This window comes from Streptomyces sp. NPDC031100 (assembly GCF_055570785.1).
In genome coordinates this window covers 380,863-395,191 of sequence record NZ_JBVIGN010000002.1, presented here as the reverse complement: position 1 = coordinate 395,191, position 14,329 = coordinate 380,863, and the positions used below count along the sequence as shown (strand labels likewise).

The following is a 14,329-nucleotide window of genomic DNA, read 5'->3' as shown; positions in this document are numbered from 1 at the left end:
CCGTTGCCGGGAGAGTGTAGACGGCGAGTGTTGCGGCAGTTTGGCGGGAGAGTGTGCCGACCGCGAGGGTCGTCCACCAGGGCCTGTTGCGTCGCCGGGCAGTCGGGACGTTCGCAACAGGTCCTACGCCACCGGCACCCCCGCCGTCCGCACCACCCGCCGCCCGGCGTCGACCGCGAACACCTCGCAGCCGGTCCGGGCGGCGGCCCAGGCCACGCCGTCCTCCCCGAGGGCGAAGGCGGCCGTGGCGGTGGCGTCGGCCTCGGTCAGGGTCGGGGCCAGCACGGTCAGGCATAGCAGCCCGGTCGCCGGGCGTCCGGTGCGCCCGTCGAGGATGTGGTCGCCGCGCTCGTACCGCCCGGAGGTCGCCACCGCCCCGTCGGTGACCTCCAGCACCGCGCACAGCCGGTCGGCCCGGTCGGGGTGCCGTATCCCCACCCGCCACGGCCCGCCGGAGACGACCACGTCGCCTCCGGCGTTGAGGCAGAACCGGCGTGCCCCGGCCGCCGTCAGCACCTCCGCGGCCCGCTGCACCGACCAGCCCTTGACCACCGCGCAAGGGTCGAGCCCCCGCCCGGGCAGCCGGACGTCGAAGGCGCCGCCGGTCGCGCTCCGGTACTCCTCGCACAGGGCCAGGACCTCGGCGAGGTCCGCGCTCACCGCGTCGGAACACAGCTCGCCCCGGTCCAGGCGGCACACCTCGCTGTCCGCCCGGAAGGGGCTGAACCGGCGGTCCACCTCGCGCAGCCGGGCGAACACCTCGTCGGCGACGGCATCCCAGGCGCCCTGGTCGTCGATCCGGAGCGACACCGGGAGCCCCATCACGTGCTCGACCCGCCGCAGCATCTAGGCCTCGTCCAGCGCGGCCTGCAGCGACTTCTTGTACCCCTCGCTGGTGAGGGTGGCCCCGGACACCGTGTCGATGTCGGCGCTCTGCGCCTTGAGCGTCTCCTCGATCAGCGTCGGTACGGCGCCCCTGGTCTGCGGGCTCTCCGGCTGCTTCAGCATCCGTACGGCGCTGATCCGGTCGCCGTCGAGTGTCACCTCGACCTGGACGTCCCCCTTCTCGGTGGAGACGGTCGGCCCGGCCACGACCCGGCCGGACGCAGAGGCCTCAGGGGTTGCAGCGGCTTCAGTGGCGGTGGTCCCGTGCGACGGCTCATAACGCCACAGCGGGACGAGTCCGGCCACCGTGAGGGCCAGGACGGGCAGTGCTCGCTTCATGTGTTCCTTCTCCTCATCCCGCCAGGCTGAAGCGCTCGAAGTGGATCTGCCGCTCGGGTACGCCCATGTCGCGCAGGTGGCGCAGGACCGCCGTGGTCATCCCGGGCGGGCCGCACACGAACACGTCGCGGTCGCCGATGTCCGGGACCAGCCGGGCCAGTTCGCGGGGTGCGAGCAGATCGGGCACGGCCGGCCCGGTGACCAGGTGCAGCCGGGCGCCCCTGGCGGCGGCCAGCTCGGCGAGTTCCCCGTACAGGACCGCGTCCCGCTCGGCCGTCACCCGGTAGATCAGGACGACATGGCCCTCGATCTCCTCCAGCAGGGCGCGGATCGGGGTGATGCCGACGCCGCCCGCGATGAGCAGGGTGTCGGGGCGGGTGCGGTGCAGGGTGGTGAAGGCACCGTAGGGTCCTTCGGCGAAGACCCGCGTGCCGGGCTTCAGGCGGCGCAGGGCGGCGGTGCCGTCACCGGCGGTCTTGACGGTCAGCCGGAGCTGACGGCCGTCGGGGGCGGCGGACAGCGAGAAGGGATTGGCCTGCCACCAGCGGTCCCGGGTCAGGAACCGCCACAGGAAGAACTGCCCGGCGACGGCGGGCAGCCGGTCGAGGTCGCGGCCGGTGACGTACACCGACACCACGGTGTCGGACTCGGGGACGACGGCCGAGACCCGTAGCCGGTGGCGCAGGTTGCGCCACAGCGGCAGCCCAAGACGGCCCACGAGGAGAGCGCCGAGGGCCGTGCCCCACAGCGCGTACCAGTAGGCCCGTGCGACGGCGGACGCGGTGAAGGTCGTACCGGTCGCGACCTGGTGGCTGAAGGCGAGCACGACGGCCAGGTAGGTGTAGAGGTGGATGAAGTGCCAGGTCTCGTAGGCCAGTCGGCGCCGGGCCCAGCGCGCGGACACCGCGCCGACCATCGCGATCAGCGCGAACGCGACGATGGCCCGCAGCACGCCCTCGGTGGTCTCGGCGAGGTCGACGAGCTGGTCCACCGGGTCCAGGGAGGACAGCTGGGCGTACCCGAAGGTGATGAACACCAGGTGCGCGAGGAGCGTCCACAGCACGGCGAAGCCGGTCCAGCGGTGCCAGGAGGTAAGCCGGTCCATGCCGATGCGGCGGTCCAGCCACGGCAGCCGGGCCACCAGCAGCAGCTGGAAGGCCATCACCAGGGCGCCGTAGAGCCCGGCGAGGCGGCCGAGCAGGATCAGCGCGTTGGAGCCGAGGCCCGCTTGCAAGAAGAGGACGGCCACGACTACGGCGTTGCCGGCCAGCAGCGCGTACAGGCCGGTGCGGGCGACGACTCGGGGGCGTAGCGCGGTGGGCGGTGGTGCGGGGCGGGACTGGAGGGTCGTCACGGACGGCGGCTCCTTGATCGGGACCTGGGAGTCGAGCTTGGCCCGGGATTGCTGTCGATCTCCTGTCGGACTACTTTCAACTGGATATCGATGTGCCTGGTGGGGACGGCCGGGACTGGCGCCGCGGAGCCCGTGCAGGAGGATGAGCGGGTGGAGAGAGTACGACTGCTGGTCGTGGACGACGACCCGCCGATCGCGGACCTGGTCGCCACGGTCGCCCGGTACGAGGGCTGGGAGGCGGTCACCGCCTACACCGGCGAGGAGGCCCTCGCCCGGGCCGCCGAGTTCGAGCCGGACATCGTCGTCCTGGACCTGATGCTGCCGGACGTCGACGGCTTCGGCGTGCTCGACCGGCTGCGCCGCTCGGGGACGATGGTGCCGGTGGTGTTCCTGACCGCACGCGACGGCGTCGCCGACCGCGTCGCCGGGCTCACCAGGGGCGGGGACGACTACCTGGTCAAGCCGTTCGCGGTGGAGGAGCTGATGGCCCGGCTGCGCACGGTGCTGCGGCGCAGCGCCGGGCCGGGCTTCAAGCGCTCCGTGCTGCGGGTCGCCGACCTGACCCTGGACGAGGACACCCGCGAGGTGCGGCGCGCGCAGCGGCTGCTCGCGCTGACGCCCACCGAGTTCGAGGTCCTGCGCTATCTCATGCGCAGGTCGCCGTCCGTGCTCACCAAGGCGCAGATCCTCGACCACGTCTGGGAGTACGGCTTCGGCGGCCGCTCGAACGTCGTCGAGCTGGTCGTCAGCCGACTGCGCCGCAAGCTGGACGAGACCGGCACCGAACCGCTGATCCACACCGTGCGGGGCTTCGGATACGCCGTCCGGCAGGCCGCCCGGTGATCGCCCGGCTGCGCCGCGCCTACGGCAGACTCCGCCTCGGCACCCGCCTGGCCCTGGGCCTCGGCGCGCTGTCCCTGGTGGTGTTCGCGGTGGTCGGCACGGCCCTGACGACGTACATGCGGAACTATCTGTCGGACCAGCTCGACGCCCAGCTGGGGCTCGCCCAGGTCGCCCAGTCCAAGAGCATCGCGCAGCAGGGCACGCTCCAGGGCAAGAAGTACTACCGCTGGTACTACGCGGTGTACGACGTGTCGGACGGAATCCCCGTGCTCCGCAGGCCCGAGGAGAGCACCGACCTGCCCGAGGACATCGCCGACCTCACCGCCGTGGCGAAGGAGCAGATCGGCGCGGGCACCGAGGTGCTGCGCACCGAGCACCTCGCGGGCCAGGGCGAGTACCGGCTGCGCGCCTGCGCGGTCGAGCCCGGTGTGGTGCTGGTCAGCGGCGCGCCCATGGACGACATCGACAACACGGTACGGCGGCTGGTCACGGTCCAGGTGGTCGCCTTCGGGCTCGCGCTGCTGGCGCTGGTGGTGTTCGGCCGCAGGATGCTCCGGCGCGGCCTCAAACCGCTCAGCGACATGGCGCACACCGCCCATGGCATCGCCTCGCACGACCTGACGGAGTCGGCGGCGCGGCTGCCGGTGCGCGCGGACGGGCGGGACGGCGGCCCGGAGGTGGCGGAGCTGCGCACCGCCTTCAACACGATGCTGGAGCACATCGACGCCTCCCTCGCGGTGCGCGCCGAGGCCGAGCAGCGGCTGCGCCGCTTCGTCGCGGACGCCTCCCACGAACTGCGCACCCCTTTGATGTCGGTGCGCGGCTACGCCGATCTGTTCCAGTACGCGGCCGCCAACGAGCCCGCCGAACGCGACCGCCATCTGGCCCGGCTGCGCGCCGAGGCCGCCCGGATGTCCGTCCTCCTGGACGATCTGCTCCTGCTCGCCCGGCTGGACGCGGCCGAGGTGGAGGCCCCGCTGCGCCCGCAGGAGGCGGACCTCGCCGACCTGGTGCGCGAGGCGGCGGACGCCTTCCGCGCGGGCCACCCGGACCACCCGCTGACCGTCACCGCCGGCCCCGGCCCGGTGCGGCTGCGCCTGGATCCCGTCCGCATCCGCCAGGTCCTGGACAACCTCCTCACCAACGCGGCCGTGCACACACCGGCCGGCACGAAGGTGTCCGTGGCGGTCTCGGCAGACCCGCGCACGGCCTCGGTGCGGATAGCCGACACGGGCCCGGGAATCCCGGCCGCCGACCGGGCCCGCGTCTTCGACCGCTTCTACCGCGTGGACAAGGCCCGCAGCCGGGACCGGGGCGGCAGCGGGCTGGGGCTGTCGGTGGCCCGCGGCCTGACGGAGGCCCACGGCGGAAGCCTGCGGCTGGAGCGGGAGGAGGGGCGGACGGTCTTCACGCTCGCCCTGCCCCGAAGGGACCCGCACTGAACGACCTCGGCCCGCTACAGGCGGTTCCCCTGGCCACACGCATCCCTCACCATGGAGGGTCCGGGGCGGGGCGAGGGGGCGGTCGGTGCAGACGGAGAAGGTCGACGCGTTCGTGCTGACGGCGATCGAGCCCGAGTACCTGGCCGTCGTCGGCCATCTCGGCCCCGGCCGCAGCAGACACACGGCCGACGGCGCCGCGTACGAGATCGGCACCTTCCCGGGGGACCACGGCCGGCTGACGGTCGCCGTGCAACTGGCCGGTCCCGGCAACGAGTTGGCGGCCGCGCTGGCCGAACGCGCGGTGGCCCGGCTGCGTCCCTCGGTGCTGCTGTTCGTGGGGGTGGCGGGCGGCCGCCGGGACGTGCGGCCGGGTGACGTGGTCGTCGCGGACACGGTCTACGGCTATGAGAGCGGCCGGGACGAGCGGGACGGCTTCCGGCCGCGGATCACATCCTGGCCGTCCGCCTTCGCCCTGGTGCAGCGGGCCCGTCTGGTCGCGGCCGAACGGCGCTGGCAGGACCGTATCGCACCGCCTCCCGCGCGGACCCCGGCCGCGTACGTCGGCGCGCCGGCCGCGGGCGCGAAGGGGGTCGCGCACGCCGAGTCGGCGTCCGGGAGACTGCTCGGCGAGGTGGCGAGCGACACGCTGGCCGTGGAGACGGAGGGCCTGGGCCTGCTCACGGCGGCGCGGCTCAACCCCCGGGTGGAAGCCCTGGTCGTACGGGGCGTCTCGGATCTGCTGGGCGACAAGGACCCGGCACACGACGTCCATTGGCAGCCCGTCGCCGCACGGCACGCCGCCGCCTTCGCCTTCGAGCTGCTCGCCACGCTGGCTGTCCGGCGGGAACAGGTCAACCAGGGCCTCGGCCAGACCGCCTCACCCCGTCACCTCGACGCCGTCCAGTAGCTCCCCGCTGGTCTGCCGCGGATGCGGTCGTGCGGCGAGGACCGCGACGTCGTCCTCCGCGTGGCGTGCGTCCAGGGTGGTCAGGATGGTGTCCAGGACGTCGTCCACGCCGTGGCCGGGGGTGAAGCGCAAGGCGGACAGGCGGGCCATGGAGCTGTCGATGTCCTCCCCGCGGCGCTCCACGAGCCCGTCGGTGAAGAGCACCAGGATCTCTCCGGGGGCCATGTGGTGAGTGGTCGACTCGTAGCCGCCGAAGCCGGTGCCGAGCGGGGGGCCGACCGGAGCGGGCAGCGGTGCGGCCCGGCCCGCCGCGCTGATGAGCACGGGCGGCAGATGCCCGGCGCTGGCCAGCGTGACCTGCCCCCGGCCGGGGTCGATCCGCGCCAGCAGACAGGTGGCCGGTCTCCGGTCGGCCTCGCCGGAGGCGATGTCGTCCATCTGCCGCAGGACCCGGTGCGGGGGCAGTTCGGAGGAGGCGATGTAGCGCAGCGAGGAGCGGTAGGCGCTCATGTCGACGGCGGCCTCCAGACCGTGGCCCATCACATCGCCGACGACCAGCAGGGTGCGGCCGAAGTGGAGCCGTACGGTCTCGCACCAGTCGCCGCCGACCAGCACCCGGCTGCTGCCGGCCGGGAGGTAGCGGATGGCGACGTCCAGGTTCGGGTGTGGCCGGCCGGGCTCCGCCAGCAGCGCGCGTTGCAGGTCACCGGCCGTCTGGCTGACCTGTTGGTAGGCACGGGCGTGCCGGATGTGGGAGGCGGCGCGCTCGGCGAGGAGGGTGAGCTGCTCGGCCTCCGAACGGGTGAACCGCGCTCCGTGCCGCCCCAGGACCAGCACGCCGTACTGGTCGCTGCCGATGGTCAGAGGCACGCAGAGCGCGGGCCGGCCGCGGATGCCGGGCGGCTGCGCGACCCAGGGCTCCGGCTGTCGGTCGGCCGCCGGGGTACCCACCTCCCGGGCCACGGCCGCGGACCACCGGGCGTCGGGCAGCACGTCCGGATCCCCGGTGATCGCCTCGTACCCGGAGACGATCTTCCCGGCCCGGCGCATGACCGCGGCCCCGCCACCCACCAGCCGTACGACGGCCCGGGTCAGCTCGGAGCACGTGGTTTCCTCGTCGAGCGTCGTGCCGATCCCGCCCGCGGCGGCCCGCAGCGCCGTCAGTCGCAGCGCATCACCCTCGGGCTCGCCGGCTCCGTCCTCCTGACGGTGGCTGTCAGCGGACGCGGACCTGCGACGGGCCTGGATCCAGCGCGCGACACCCATCACCCTCACAGAGTCTCAAACCGGAGCGAGCCGGGCACCAGTCACAAGTGTCCCGGCCGCCCCCGGAGGCCCAGAGGCCTCAGGACTCGTCCGGCGTCAGCCGCAGCGAGATGCTGTTGATGCAGTACCGCTGGTCGGTGGGGGTCGAATAGCCCTCACCCTCGAACACATGACCAAGGTGGGAGCCGCAGCGGGCACAGCGGACCTCGGTGCGGACCATGCCGTGGGAGCGGTCCTCGACCAGCTCCACCGCGTCCGTGTCCTTCGGGTCGTAGAAGGACGGCCAGCCGCAGTGCGACTCGAACTTGGTCGTGGAGGTGAACAGTTCGGCACCGCAGGCGCGACAGGAGTAGACGCCCTTGGTCTTGGTGTCCGTGTACTCACCGGTGAAGGCCGGCTCGGTCGCGGCCTGGCGCAGCACGGCGTACTCGCCGGGCGTCAGTTCCGCGCGCCACTGCTCGTCCGGCTTCTCGACGTCGTACGACATGAGCCTCAGCCCCTCTACTGCTGCGACAGGCGGTCCAGAATCTGCGGGCCCAGGTCGGTCACGTCGCCCGCGCCCATGGTGAGAACGAGATCACCGGGCTTCGCCATTCCCGCGATCACCGCGGGGATCTCCGCCTTGTCGTGCACGGCGGTGACGTCGGCGCCCGCCGCACGCGCGGCCTCGATGATCAGCTCGCTGGTCACCCCGGGGATCGGGTCCTCGCGGGCCGGGTAGATGTCGAGCACGACGGAGGCGTCGGCGAGCGCCAGCGACTGGCCCATCTCCTTGCCCAGCTCCTGGGTGCGGGAGAACAGGTGCGGCTGGAAGACGACCAGGATCCGGGAGTCACCGGCGGCGGCGCGCATGGCATCCAGGTCGGCGGTCATCTCGGTGGGGTGGTGGGCGTAGGAGTCGATCACCTGTACCCCGGCCGCCTCGCCCTTGAGCTGCAGGCGCCGCTTGACCCCGGTGTAGGCGGCCAGTGCGGGCGCCAGCTCGGCGGCAGGAATTCCGAGGGCGGCACCGGCGGCGAGCGCGGCGACCGCGTTGTGCGCATAGTGCCGGCCGGGCACGGAGACCGCGAAGGTCAGCTCCTGCCCGTCGAGCACCACGGTGACCTGGCTCTTCAGCCCCTGCGGTACGACGGCCAGGACCCGCACGTCCGCGTCCTCGGCCTCCCCGTAGGTCACGGTCCGCACCGACCCGGCCAGCCGCCGCGTCAGCTCCCGCGCACCCTCGTGGTCGGCGGAGATCACCAGCGTGCCGCCGGGCACGATCTTCCCGGCGAAGGTCTCGAAGGACTCGTAGATCTCGTCCATCGAGGCGTAGTTGGCGTGGTGGTCCAGCTCGACGTTGAGGACGATGGCGACCTCGGGCGCGTACTTGTGGAAGCTGCGGTCCGACTCGTCGGCCTCGGCGACGAAGATGTCGCCCTCGCCGTGCAGCGCGTTCGAGCCGGGCGCGTCCAGGTCGCCGCCGATGGCGTACGAGGGCCGCAGCCCCAGCTCGCCGAGGGAGACCGCCAGCATGGAGGTGGTGGTGGTCTTGCCGTGGGTACCGGCCACGGCGATCGGCCGCAGCCCCTCCATCAGCGCGGCCAGCGCGTCGGACCGGTGCACCACCGGAATCCCCAGCTCGGCGGCGCGGGCCAGCTCCGGGTTGTCCTTGCGGATCGCCGACGACACGACGACACAGCTCGCGTCGTCGGCGAGGTGCTCGGTGGCATGCCCGATGTGCACGGTCACGCCGAGGGCCCTGAGCGCCTCGGCGGTCGCCGACTCCTTGGCATCGCTTCCGGCCACCTTGGCCCCACGCTGCGCGAGGATCTTGGCGATACCCGACATTCCGGCGCCGCCGATGCCGATGAAGTGCGGTCGGTCCATGGCGGTGGGAAGGCCGGGTGCCATGCGTGTCTCCATAAGATCCGTACGAGCTGAGCGGCCCTAGCCTATGCGCTAGGCCTTGCTGTGCGAGAACAACTTCAGCACCGGCACCCCCACCTTGTGCCGAGCCCGGGAGGCCCAGTCCCGGTGGAAGAACTCCTCCACGTAGTGGGGGTCGGTCAGCACGATCACCTCATCGGCACCGACCTCGGCGACCAGGGACTTCAGCGCGTCCAGCGGATGATCCTCGACCAACCGCCCCTCGGCCTCACTGCCGGCAGCCCGCAGGGCGTGGAGAGACACATCGAGAGCCTGCTGCCCGACGCTCCGCGCCTCCTCGCCCTCCGGGGTCTCCCCCTCACGCCGAGCCTCGTCCAACTCGCCGAGGGCAATGTCGTCGATGGCCCGCAGCAGGCGGTCGGCCTGGTCGCCGCGCGGCTGGAGCAGGACGTGAAAGGTGACCGGCTCGTCTCCGTGCAAGGTGGTGACGAACTCCACGTCGGCGGACGTCAGGGCCTTCTCGATCATCAGAACGCTTGTGAACACGCGGCGCCTCTTCCCTCCGTGGGCCCGGCAAGGCCCTGCGGAAACCATCCTGCCCCGTGATCGCACGGGTAGTGCCGGACCTAGTGTGCCCGCCGGAAGCTAAACGGAACGGCAGATTCCGCTGATTTCAGGACCGACGGTAACGACTGAACAGGAATCCGTCCTCTTCCAGTAGGGACACCAGTTCGAACCGGCGCGGAACGGCGACGGACGGGCCCCCGGCGATGCGCTGCGCGTCCCCCGCGGTGAGCATCGGCGAGAGGGTGAGGCACAGCTCGTCGAGCACCCCCGCGGCCACCAGCTGGCCGAGCAGCCGGGGCCCGCCCTCGGTGAGCAGCCGGGTGTGGCCGAGGTCGGCGAGGGCGCGTACCGCGCGGGCCGGGTCGATGCCGGCGCCGTCCCCGGCGACGATCACCCGGGCACCGGCCTTCTCGGCGGCGGCGACCCGGTCCGTGGGCGCGGTGGCGCCGGTCAGGATCAGGGTGGGCACCAGCGGCGCGGTGAACAGCGGAAGGGAGAAGTCCAGGTCGAGGCCGGCGGTGACGATCGCGATCGCCGGGGCCGGGCCCTGCCCCGCGGCCTGCCGGGCCGCCGCGAACTCGGCACGCGCGCGTGCGGGGCGGTACCCCTCCTGCCGTACCGTTTCCGCGCCCACCACGATCGCGTCCGCGAGCGCGCGGAGCGTGCCGAAGATGCGCATGTCGGCCGCGCTGGAGATGGGCTGGGAGCGCCCCTCGTGCTGGGCGGCGCCGTCGAGGGTGGAGACCATGTTGGCCCGCAGCCACGGCCGGCGAGCCCCGGAAGCAGGCTCCGGATAGGCGTAGGCGGCGGCCAGCTCGACGAGGCTCCACTCACGGTTCGCGAGCAGGTGGGCCGTGGCACGCTCACCCAGCGCATGAGCACCGGCCGCCCCATGCACCTCCTCCCCCTCCGGGCCCCCGCCGAAGGCCTGGGCTGCTGTTTCGTAGGTCACAGGGAACAGGCGTCGCATGTCGTGCAGTCTGACACGGCGCTTAGCATGGGTAACCGTGTCCTCCTCCCCCGCCGCCCCCGGTTCCAGCCATCTGACCGATGCGGGCCCGTCGTCCCTGTGCGCCCGTGAGCCGCACGTCCCCGCGGACCGTCTGGTCGCCGAGATGGTGCCGCCGCCGCGCTTCGACTCGGTCCGCTTCGCCACGTACATCCCGGACCCGAACCAGCCCAGCCAGACCGAGGCCGTGCAGGTCCTGGAGGGCTTCGCGGCCGGACTCGGCGGCGCGCACGCCTCCGGCGCCGGCCGGCGCGGCTTCTTCGGGTTCGGCAGGGCCAGGGCGCCCAAGACCCCGGCCGGCCCCCGCGGTGTCTACCTGGACGGCGGCTACGGCGTCGGCAAGACCCACCTGCTCGCCTCCCTCTGGCACGCCACCCCGGCCGAGCCCGCGCTCAAGGCGTTCGGCACGTTCGTGGAGCTGACCAACCTGGTCGGCGCGCTCGGCTTCCAGCAGACCGTGCAGACGCTGAGCGGCCACCGCCTGCTGTGCATCGACGAGTTCGAGCTGGACGACCCCGGCGACACCGTGCTCGTCTCCACCCTGCTCGGCAAGCTGGTCGAGACGGGCGTGGCGCTCGCGGCCACCTCCAACACCCTGCCCGGCAAGCTCGGCGAGGGCCGGTTCGCCGCCGCCGACTTCCTGCGCGAGATCCAGGGCCTGTCCGCCCACTTCCGCGCCCTGCGCATCGACGGCGAGGACTACCGCCACCGGGGTCTGCCCGAGGCTCCGGCGCCGTACTCCGACGAAGAGGTGACCAAGGCGGCGTACGCCACCGGGGGCGCCTCGCTGGACGACTTCCCGCATCTGCTGGACCACCTGGCCAAGGTGCACCCGAGCCGGTACGGCGCCCTCACCGACGGCGTCAGGGCGGTGTGCCTCACCGATGTGCGGCCGGTGCCGGACCAGTCGACGGCGCTGCGGCTGGTGGTGCTCGCGGACCGCCTGTACGACCGCGAGGTCCCGGTGCTCGCCTCGGGCCTGCCCTTCGACCAGCTGTTCAGCGAGGAGATGCTGAAGGGCGGCTACCGCAAGAAGTACTTCCGCGCGATATCCCGGCTCACCGCACTGGCCCGGGACGCGAAGGGCCTCGTCGGCTCGTAGTCAAGAGCCGGATCAAGCCATCCGACCGGCACTTTTCACGCTCTCTTCTGCTCGCAACGCCCAGTTAACCCTGCAAAGGACTTTGCAGGGTTAATGTGTTTCTTGACCAGCCATTGACCAATGCTTGGTGCGTGCAAGAGATGTGAACTCCTGGGAGGAGGGTGCATGTTTCGAGGTACGACGGCTCGGACCCTGCTTGCTCTCTTCACCGCCACCCTGCTCGCCCTGCCGCTCTTCGCATTCAAGGGAACCTTCACACCCGCGCATACGCTCAGTGAGGCGAAGGCCAAGGCCACGGTCGGAACACCATCTTTCGCACAGCAGGTGTGCGACCCGGGCCGTTCACCCGCGGGCATCCCGCACACCCGCGACCGGCAGCGCGGCTCCGCCTCCGACCCGGCGCAGGAGCGCCCGCCCATAGCCCGGCAGACGCCCGCCCCGCAGGCGCCGAACGCATCCGGTGCCTCGATCCCACGCACCACGAGATCCTCCAGAGCCCACTCCTCGGCAGCGCTTCAGGTCTTCCGCTGCTGAGAGCCGGCTCCTCCCCTCACGAACGTCGTGCAAGCCCGACGCGCCGGTGCGGCGCGCCAGGAGGAATCCACACACCATGCAGCCCCTCATCGACAACGCCCGTACCTTCGGACAGCGCCCTGAGGAGTTCGCCAAACTCGCAGAAGGCCAGTCCCCGCAGGTCCTGTTCATCACCTGCTCCGACTCCCGGGTCGTCCCGGCCCTGATCACGGGCGCCCGCCCCGGCGAGCTCTTCGAGCTGCGCACCGCGGGCAACATCGTCCCGCCGTACACCTCGCAGCACCCCACCAGCGAGGCCGCCACCATCGAGTACGCCGTGGAGGTGCTCGGCGTCCGCGACATCGTCGTCTGCGGCCACTCGCACTGCGGCGCCGTCGGCGCGCTGGTGCGCGGCGACGACCTGACCGCCGTGCCCGCCGTGCGCGACTGGCTGGCACACGCCACCCCGCGCCCGGCCGGCGCGGCCGAGGACCCGGAGGTCGCCGAGGGCGTCCGGAGCCATGTCCTGACCCAGCTGCTGCGACTGCGCTCGTACCCGTGCATCCAGCGGAAGCTGGCGCAGGGTCAGCTGGGCCTGCACGCCTGGTACTACGAGGTGCACACCGGCGCCGTACGGGCGCACCGCCCTCAGACCGACACCTTCGAAGCCCTGTGAGCGCGCCGATGAACAGCCCTCTCATATCCCGTTTCCCGCACCTGAGGCAGGACTTCGCGGCCTCCCTCGTCGTCTTCCTGGTCGCGCTCCCGCTGTGCGTGGGCGTGGCCGTCGCCTCCGGAGTCCCGGCCGAACTCGGCCTGGTCACCGGCATCGTGGGCGGCCTGGTCACCGGGCTGATGCGCGGCAGCAGCCTCCAGGTGTCCGGGCCGGCCGCCGGTCTGACCGTGCTCGTCTTCGAGGCGGTCCGGGAGTTCGGGCTGCCGGTGCTCGGCGCCATCGTGCTCACCACCGGTCTGCTCCAGCTCCTCATGGGCGTGCTGCGGCTGGGCCGGTACTTCCGGGCCATCTCGGTCTCGGTCGTCGAGGGCATGCTGGCCGGTATTGGTCTGGTCCTGATCGCCGGTCAGCTCTATCCGGCCATGGCCGCCAAGGCCCCCGACTCGGGTCTGGGCAAGACGGCCGGTCTGCCGGGGGCGTTCCTGGACGCCTTCGACAAGGGGTCGGCGCTCGCCTCGCTCGCCCTGTGCGCGGGCACCGTCGCGGTGCTGGCGCTGTGGAAGCACGCGCCGGCGACGGTGCGTACGGTGCCCGGTCCGCTCGCCGCAGTCGGTCTCGCCTCGCTGGCCGCGCCGGCGCTGAGCCTGCCGGTGGCCACCGTCGAGGTGAAGGGGCTGCTGGGCGCCGTCCAGCCGCCGCCGCTGAGCGCGTTCGCCGGGTTCGCGGGTGTCGGGGTGCTCGGCACGGTCGTCGCGTTCACACTGATCGCGTCCGCCGAGTCGCTGTTCAGCGCGGCGGCCGTGGACCGGCTGCACGACGGACCGCGCACCGAGTACGACAAGGAGCTGGTCGCGCAGGGCGTGGGCAACGCGGTGTGCGGGCTGCTGGGTGCGCTGCCGATGACCGCGGTGATCGTGCGCAGCGCGGCCAATGTGCAGGCGGGTGCCCGGACGAAGGCGTCCCGTGTGCTGCACGGTGTCTGGCTGCTGCTGTTCGCGGCCCTGCTGCCGGGCGTGCTCGCCTACATCCCGATCCCGGCCCTCGCGGGCATCCTGATCTACTCCGGTGCCAAGCTCGTACCAGTCCGGGCGCTGGCTGTGCTGTGGCGCGAGCACCGGGGCGAGGCGCTGATCCTGGCCGTGACGGCCGTGTCGATCGTGGCGGTCAGCATGTTCGAGGGCGTGCTCATCGGCCTCGCGGTGGCCGTCGTCAAGACGGCCTGGGAGGCCTCGCACCTGAAGCTGGAGGTCGTCGACAAGGGTGCGGGCCCCATCGAGGCGTATTTGTCGGGCAACGCGACCTTCCTGCGGCTGCCGAAGATCCTCGACAGCCTGGAGTCGCTGCCCCAGGACCGCCCGGTGCGCCTGAACCTGTCCGGCCTGCACCATCTGGACCACGCCTGCCGTACGGCCCTGGAGAACTGGGCCGAGCGGCACAGCGCGGCCGGGACCGAGCCGGTCCAGGTCACGGAGCCGGAGGAGCCGGCGAGAGCCACGGCCGTCTGACACCGGACGGTCGTCCCCGGACCGGGGCGCCGACGCCCCTCGGCACCCCGGT

15 protein-coding genes are annotated in these 14,329 nt (G+C 72.4%); 7 read left to right on the top strand and 8 right to left on the bottom strand.

Features of this window, described 5'->3' with window-relative positions; translation table 11 throughout:
- Window positions 1-123: 123 nt before the first annotated feature.
- From ACZ5DS_RS05995 to ACZ5DS_RS05985, 3 genes are read right to left on the bottom strand one after another with little or no spacing between them, the layout of a single operon-like run.
- A complete protein-coding gene (locus ACZ5DS_RS05995; RefSeq protein WP_468235099.1) occupies window positions 124-843 on the bottom strand; it encodes an FAD:protein FMN transferase in 720 nt (239 codons plus the stop codon).
- Between the two features lie 3 nt (window positions 844-846).
- The gene (locus ACZ5DS_RS05990) at window positions 847-1,224 is read right to left on the bottom strand and encodes an FMN-binding protein (RefSeq protein WP_468234537.1); all 378 of its coding nucleotides are present in this window, start codon (window positions 1,222-1,224) and stop codon (window positions 847-849) included.
- A gap of 13 nt (window positions 1,225-1,237) precedes the next feature.
- On the bottom strand, window positions 1,238-2,578 hold the full coding sequence (locus ACZ5DS_RS05985) for a ferredoxin reductase family protein (RefSeq protein ID WP_468234535.1): 1,341 nt from the start codon (window positions 2,576-2,578) through the stop codon (window positions 1,238-1,240).
- A 150-nt stretch (window positions 2,579-2,728) separates the two neighbouring features.
- On the opposite strand from ACZ5DS_RS05985, the gene ACZ5DS_RS05980 reads away from it, so the two are divergent.
- From ACZ5DS_RS05980 to ACZ5DS_RS05970, 3 genes are all read left to right on the top strand, one after another.
- Window positions 2,729-3,421, top strand: coding sequence for a response regulator transcription factor (locus tag ACZ5DS_RS05980; protein WP_468234534.1), 693 nt, complete (start codon window positions 2,729-2,731; stop codon window positions 3,419-3,421).
- On the top strand, window positions 3,418-4,863 hold the full coding sequence (locus ACZ5DS_RS05975) for a sensor histidine kinase (RefSeq protein WP_468234533.1): 1,446 nt from the start codon (window positions 3,418-3,420) through the stop codon (window positions 4,861-4,863). Before ACZ5DS_RS05980 ends, ACZ5DS_RS05975 begins: the two co-directional genes overlap by 4 nt.
- Before the next feature lie 85 nt (window positions 4,864-4,948).
- A complete protein-coding gene (locus ACZ5DS_RS05970) occupies window positions 4,949-5,770 on the top strand; it encodes a 5'-methylthioadenosine/S-adenosylhomocysteine nucleosidase family protein (RefSeq protein ID WP_468234531.1) in 822 nt (273 codons plus the stop codon).
- On the opposite strand, the gene ACZ5DS_RS05965 is transcribed toward ACZ5DS_RS05970, so the two are convergent.
- The 5 genes from ACZ5DS_RS05965 to ACZ5DS_RS05945 form a co-directional block, all read right to left on the bottom strand.
- The gene (locus tag ACZ5DS_RS05965; RefSeq protein ID WP_468235097.1) at window positions 5,741-7,036 is read right to left on the bottom strand and encodes a PP2C family protein-serine/threonine phosphatase; all 1,296 of its coding nucleotides are present in this window, start codon (window positions 7,034-7,036) and stop codon (window positions 5,741-5,743) included. The genes ACZ5DS_RS05970 and ACZ5DS_RS05965 overlap by 30 nt on opposite strands.
- 79 nt (window positions 7,037-7,115) lie before the next feature.
- Window positions 7,116-7,523 (bottom strand): peptide-methionine (R)-S-oxide reductase MsrB, encoded by a 408-nt coding sequence (msrB, locus tag ACZ5DS_RS05960; protein WP_468234530.1) that lies wholly within the window; start codon window positions 7,521-7,523, stop codon window positions 7,116-7,118.
- A 14-nt stretch (window positions 7,524-7,537) separates the two neighbouring features.
- Window positions 7,538-8,929, bottom strand: a complete 1,392-nt coding sequence (gene murC, locus ACZ5DS_RS05955; protein WP_468234529.1) for a UDP-N-acetylmuramate--L-alanine ligase — start codon at window positions 8,927-8,929, stop codon at window positions 7,538-7,540.
- Window positions 8,930-8,977: 48 nt separating this feature from the next.
- Complete coding sequence (locus ACZ5DS_RS05950; protein WP_468234528.1) at window positions 8,978-9,451, bottom strand: indole-3-glycerol phosphate synthase; 474 nt, start codon at window positions 9,449-9,451, stop codon at window positions 8,978-8,980.
- A 127-nt stretch (window positions 9,452-9,578) separates the two neighbouring features.
- Window positions 9,579-10,442 carry a pyrimidine reductase family protein gene (locus tag ACZ5DS_RS05945; RefSeq protein ID WP_468234527.1) on the bottom strand — a complete coding sequence of 288 codons (864 nt, stop codon included), beginning with the start codon at window positions 10,440-10,442 and terminating at the stop codon, window positions 9,579-9,581.
- A gap of 37 nt (window positions 10,443-10,479) precedes the next feature.
- Between ACZ5DS_RS05945 and zapE the strand changes: the two genes are divergently transcribed.
- The 4 genes from zapE (at window position 10,480) to ACZ5DS_RS05925 (ending at window position 14,277) form a co-directional block, all read left to right on the top strand.
- On the top strand, window positions 10,480-11,583 hold the full coding sequence (gene zapE, locus ACZ5DS_RS05940; protein ID WP_468234526.1) for a cell division protein ZapE: 1,104 nt from the start codon (window positions 10,480-10,482) through the stop codon (window positions 11,581-11,583).
- Window positions 11,584-11,748: 165 nt separating this feature from the next.
- Window positions 11,749-12,117, top strand: coding sequence for a hypothetical protein (locus ACZ5DS_RS05935; protein ID WP_468234525.1), 369 nt, complete (start codon window positions 11,749-11,751; stop codon window positions 12,115-12,117).
- 76 nt (window positions 12,118-12,193) lie between these two features.
- Complete coding sequence (locus tag ACZ5DS_RS05930) at window positions 12,194-12,772, top strand: carbonic anhydrase (RefSeq protein WP_468234523.1); 579 nt, start codon at window positions 12,194-12,196, stop codon at window positions 12,770-12,772.
- A gap of 8 nt (window positions 12,773-12,780) precedes the next feature.
- A complete protein-coding gene (locus tag ACZ5DS_RS05925; protein ID WP_468234521.1) occupies window positions 12,781-14,277 on the top strand; it encodes a SulP family inorganic anion transporter in 1,497 nt (498 codons plus the stop codon).
- Window positions 14,278-14,329: the final 52 nt, after the last annotated feature.

Coding starts and splice junctions, on each gene's coding strand:
- ACZ5DS_RS05990 (WP_468234537.1), bottom strand. CDS start 1,224: ATGAAGCGAGCACTGCCCGTCCTGGCCCTCACGGTGGCCGGACTCGTC.
- ACZ5DS_RS05965 (WP_468235097.1), bottom strand. CDS start 7,036: ATGGGTGTCGCGCGCTGGATCCAGGCCCGTCGCAGGTCCGCGTCCGCT.
- msrB (WP_468234530.1), bottom strand. CDS start 7,523: ATGTCGTACGACGTCGAGAAGCCGGACGAGCAGTGGCGCGCGGAACTG.
- murC (WP_468234529.1), bottom strand. CDS start 8,929: ATGGCACCCGGCCTTCCCACCGCCATGGACCGACCGCACTTCATCGGC.
- ACZ5DS_RS05945 (WP_468234527.1), bottom strand. CDS start 10,442: ATGCGACGCCTGTTCCCTGTGACCTACGAAACAGCAGCCCAGGCCTTC.
- ACZ5DS_RS05935 (WP_468234525.1), top strand. CDS start 11,749: ATGTTTCGAGGTACGACGGCTCGGACCCTGCTTGCTCTCTTCACCGCC.
- ACZ5DS_RS05930 (WP_468234523.1), top strand. CDS start 12,194: ATGCAGCCCCTCATCGACAACGCCCGTACCTTCGGACAGCGCCCTGAG.
- ACZ5DS_RS05925 (WP_468234521.1), top strand. CDS start 12,781: ATGAACAGCCCTCTCATATCCCGTTTCCCGCACCTGAGGCAGGACTTC.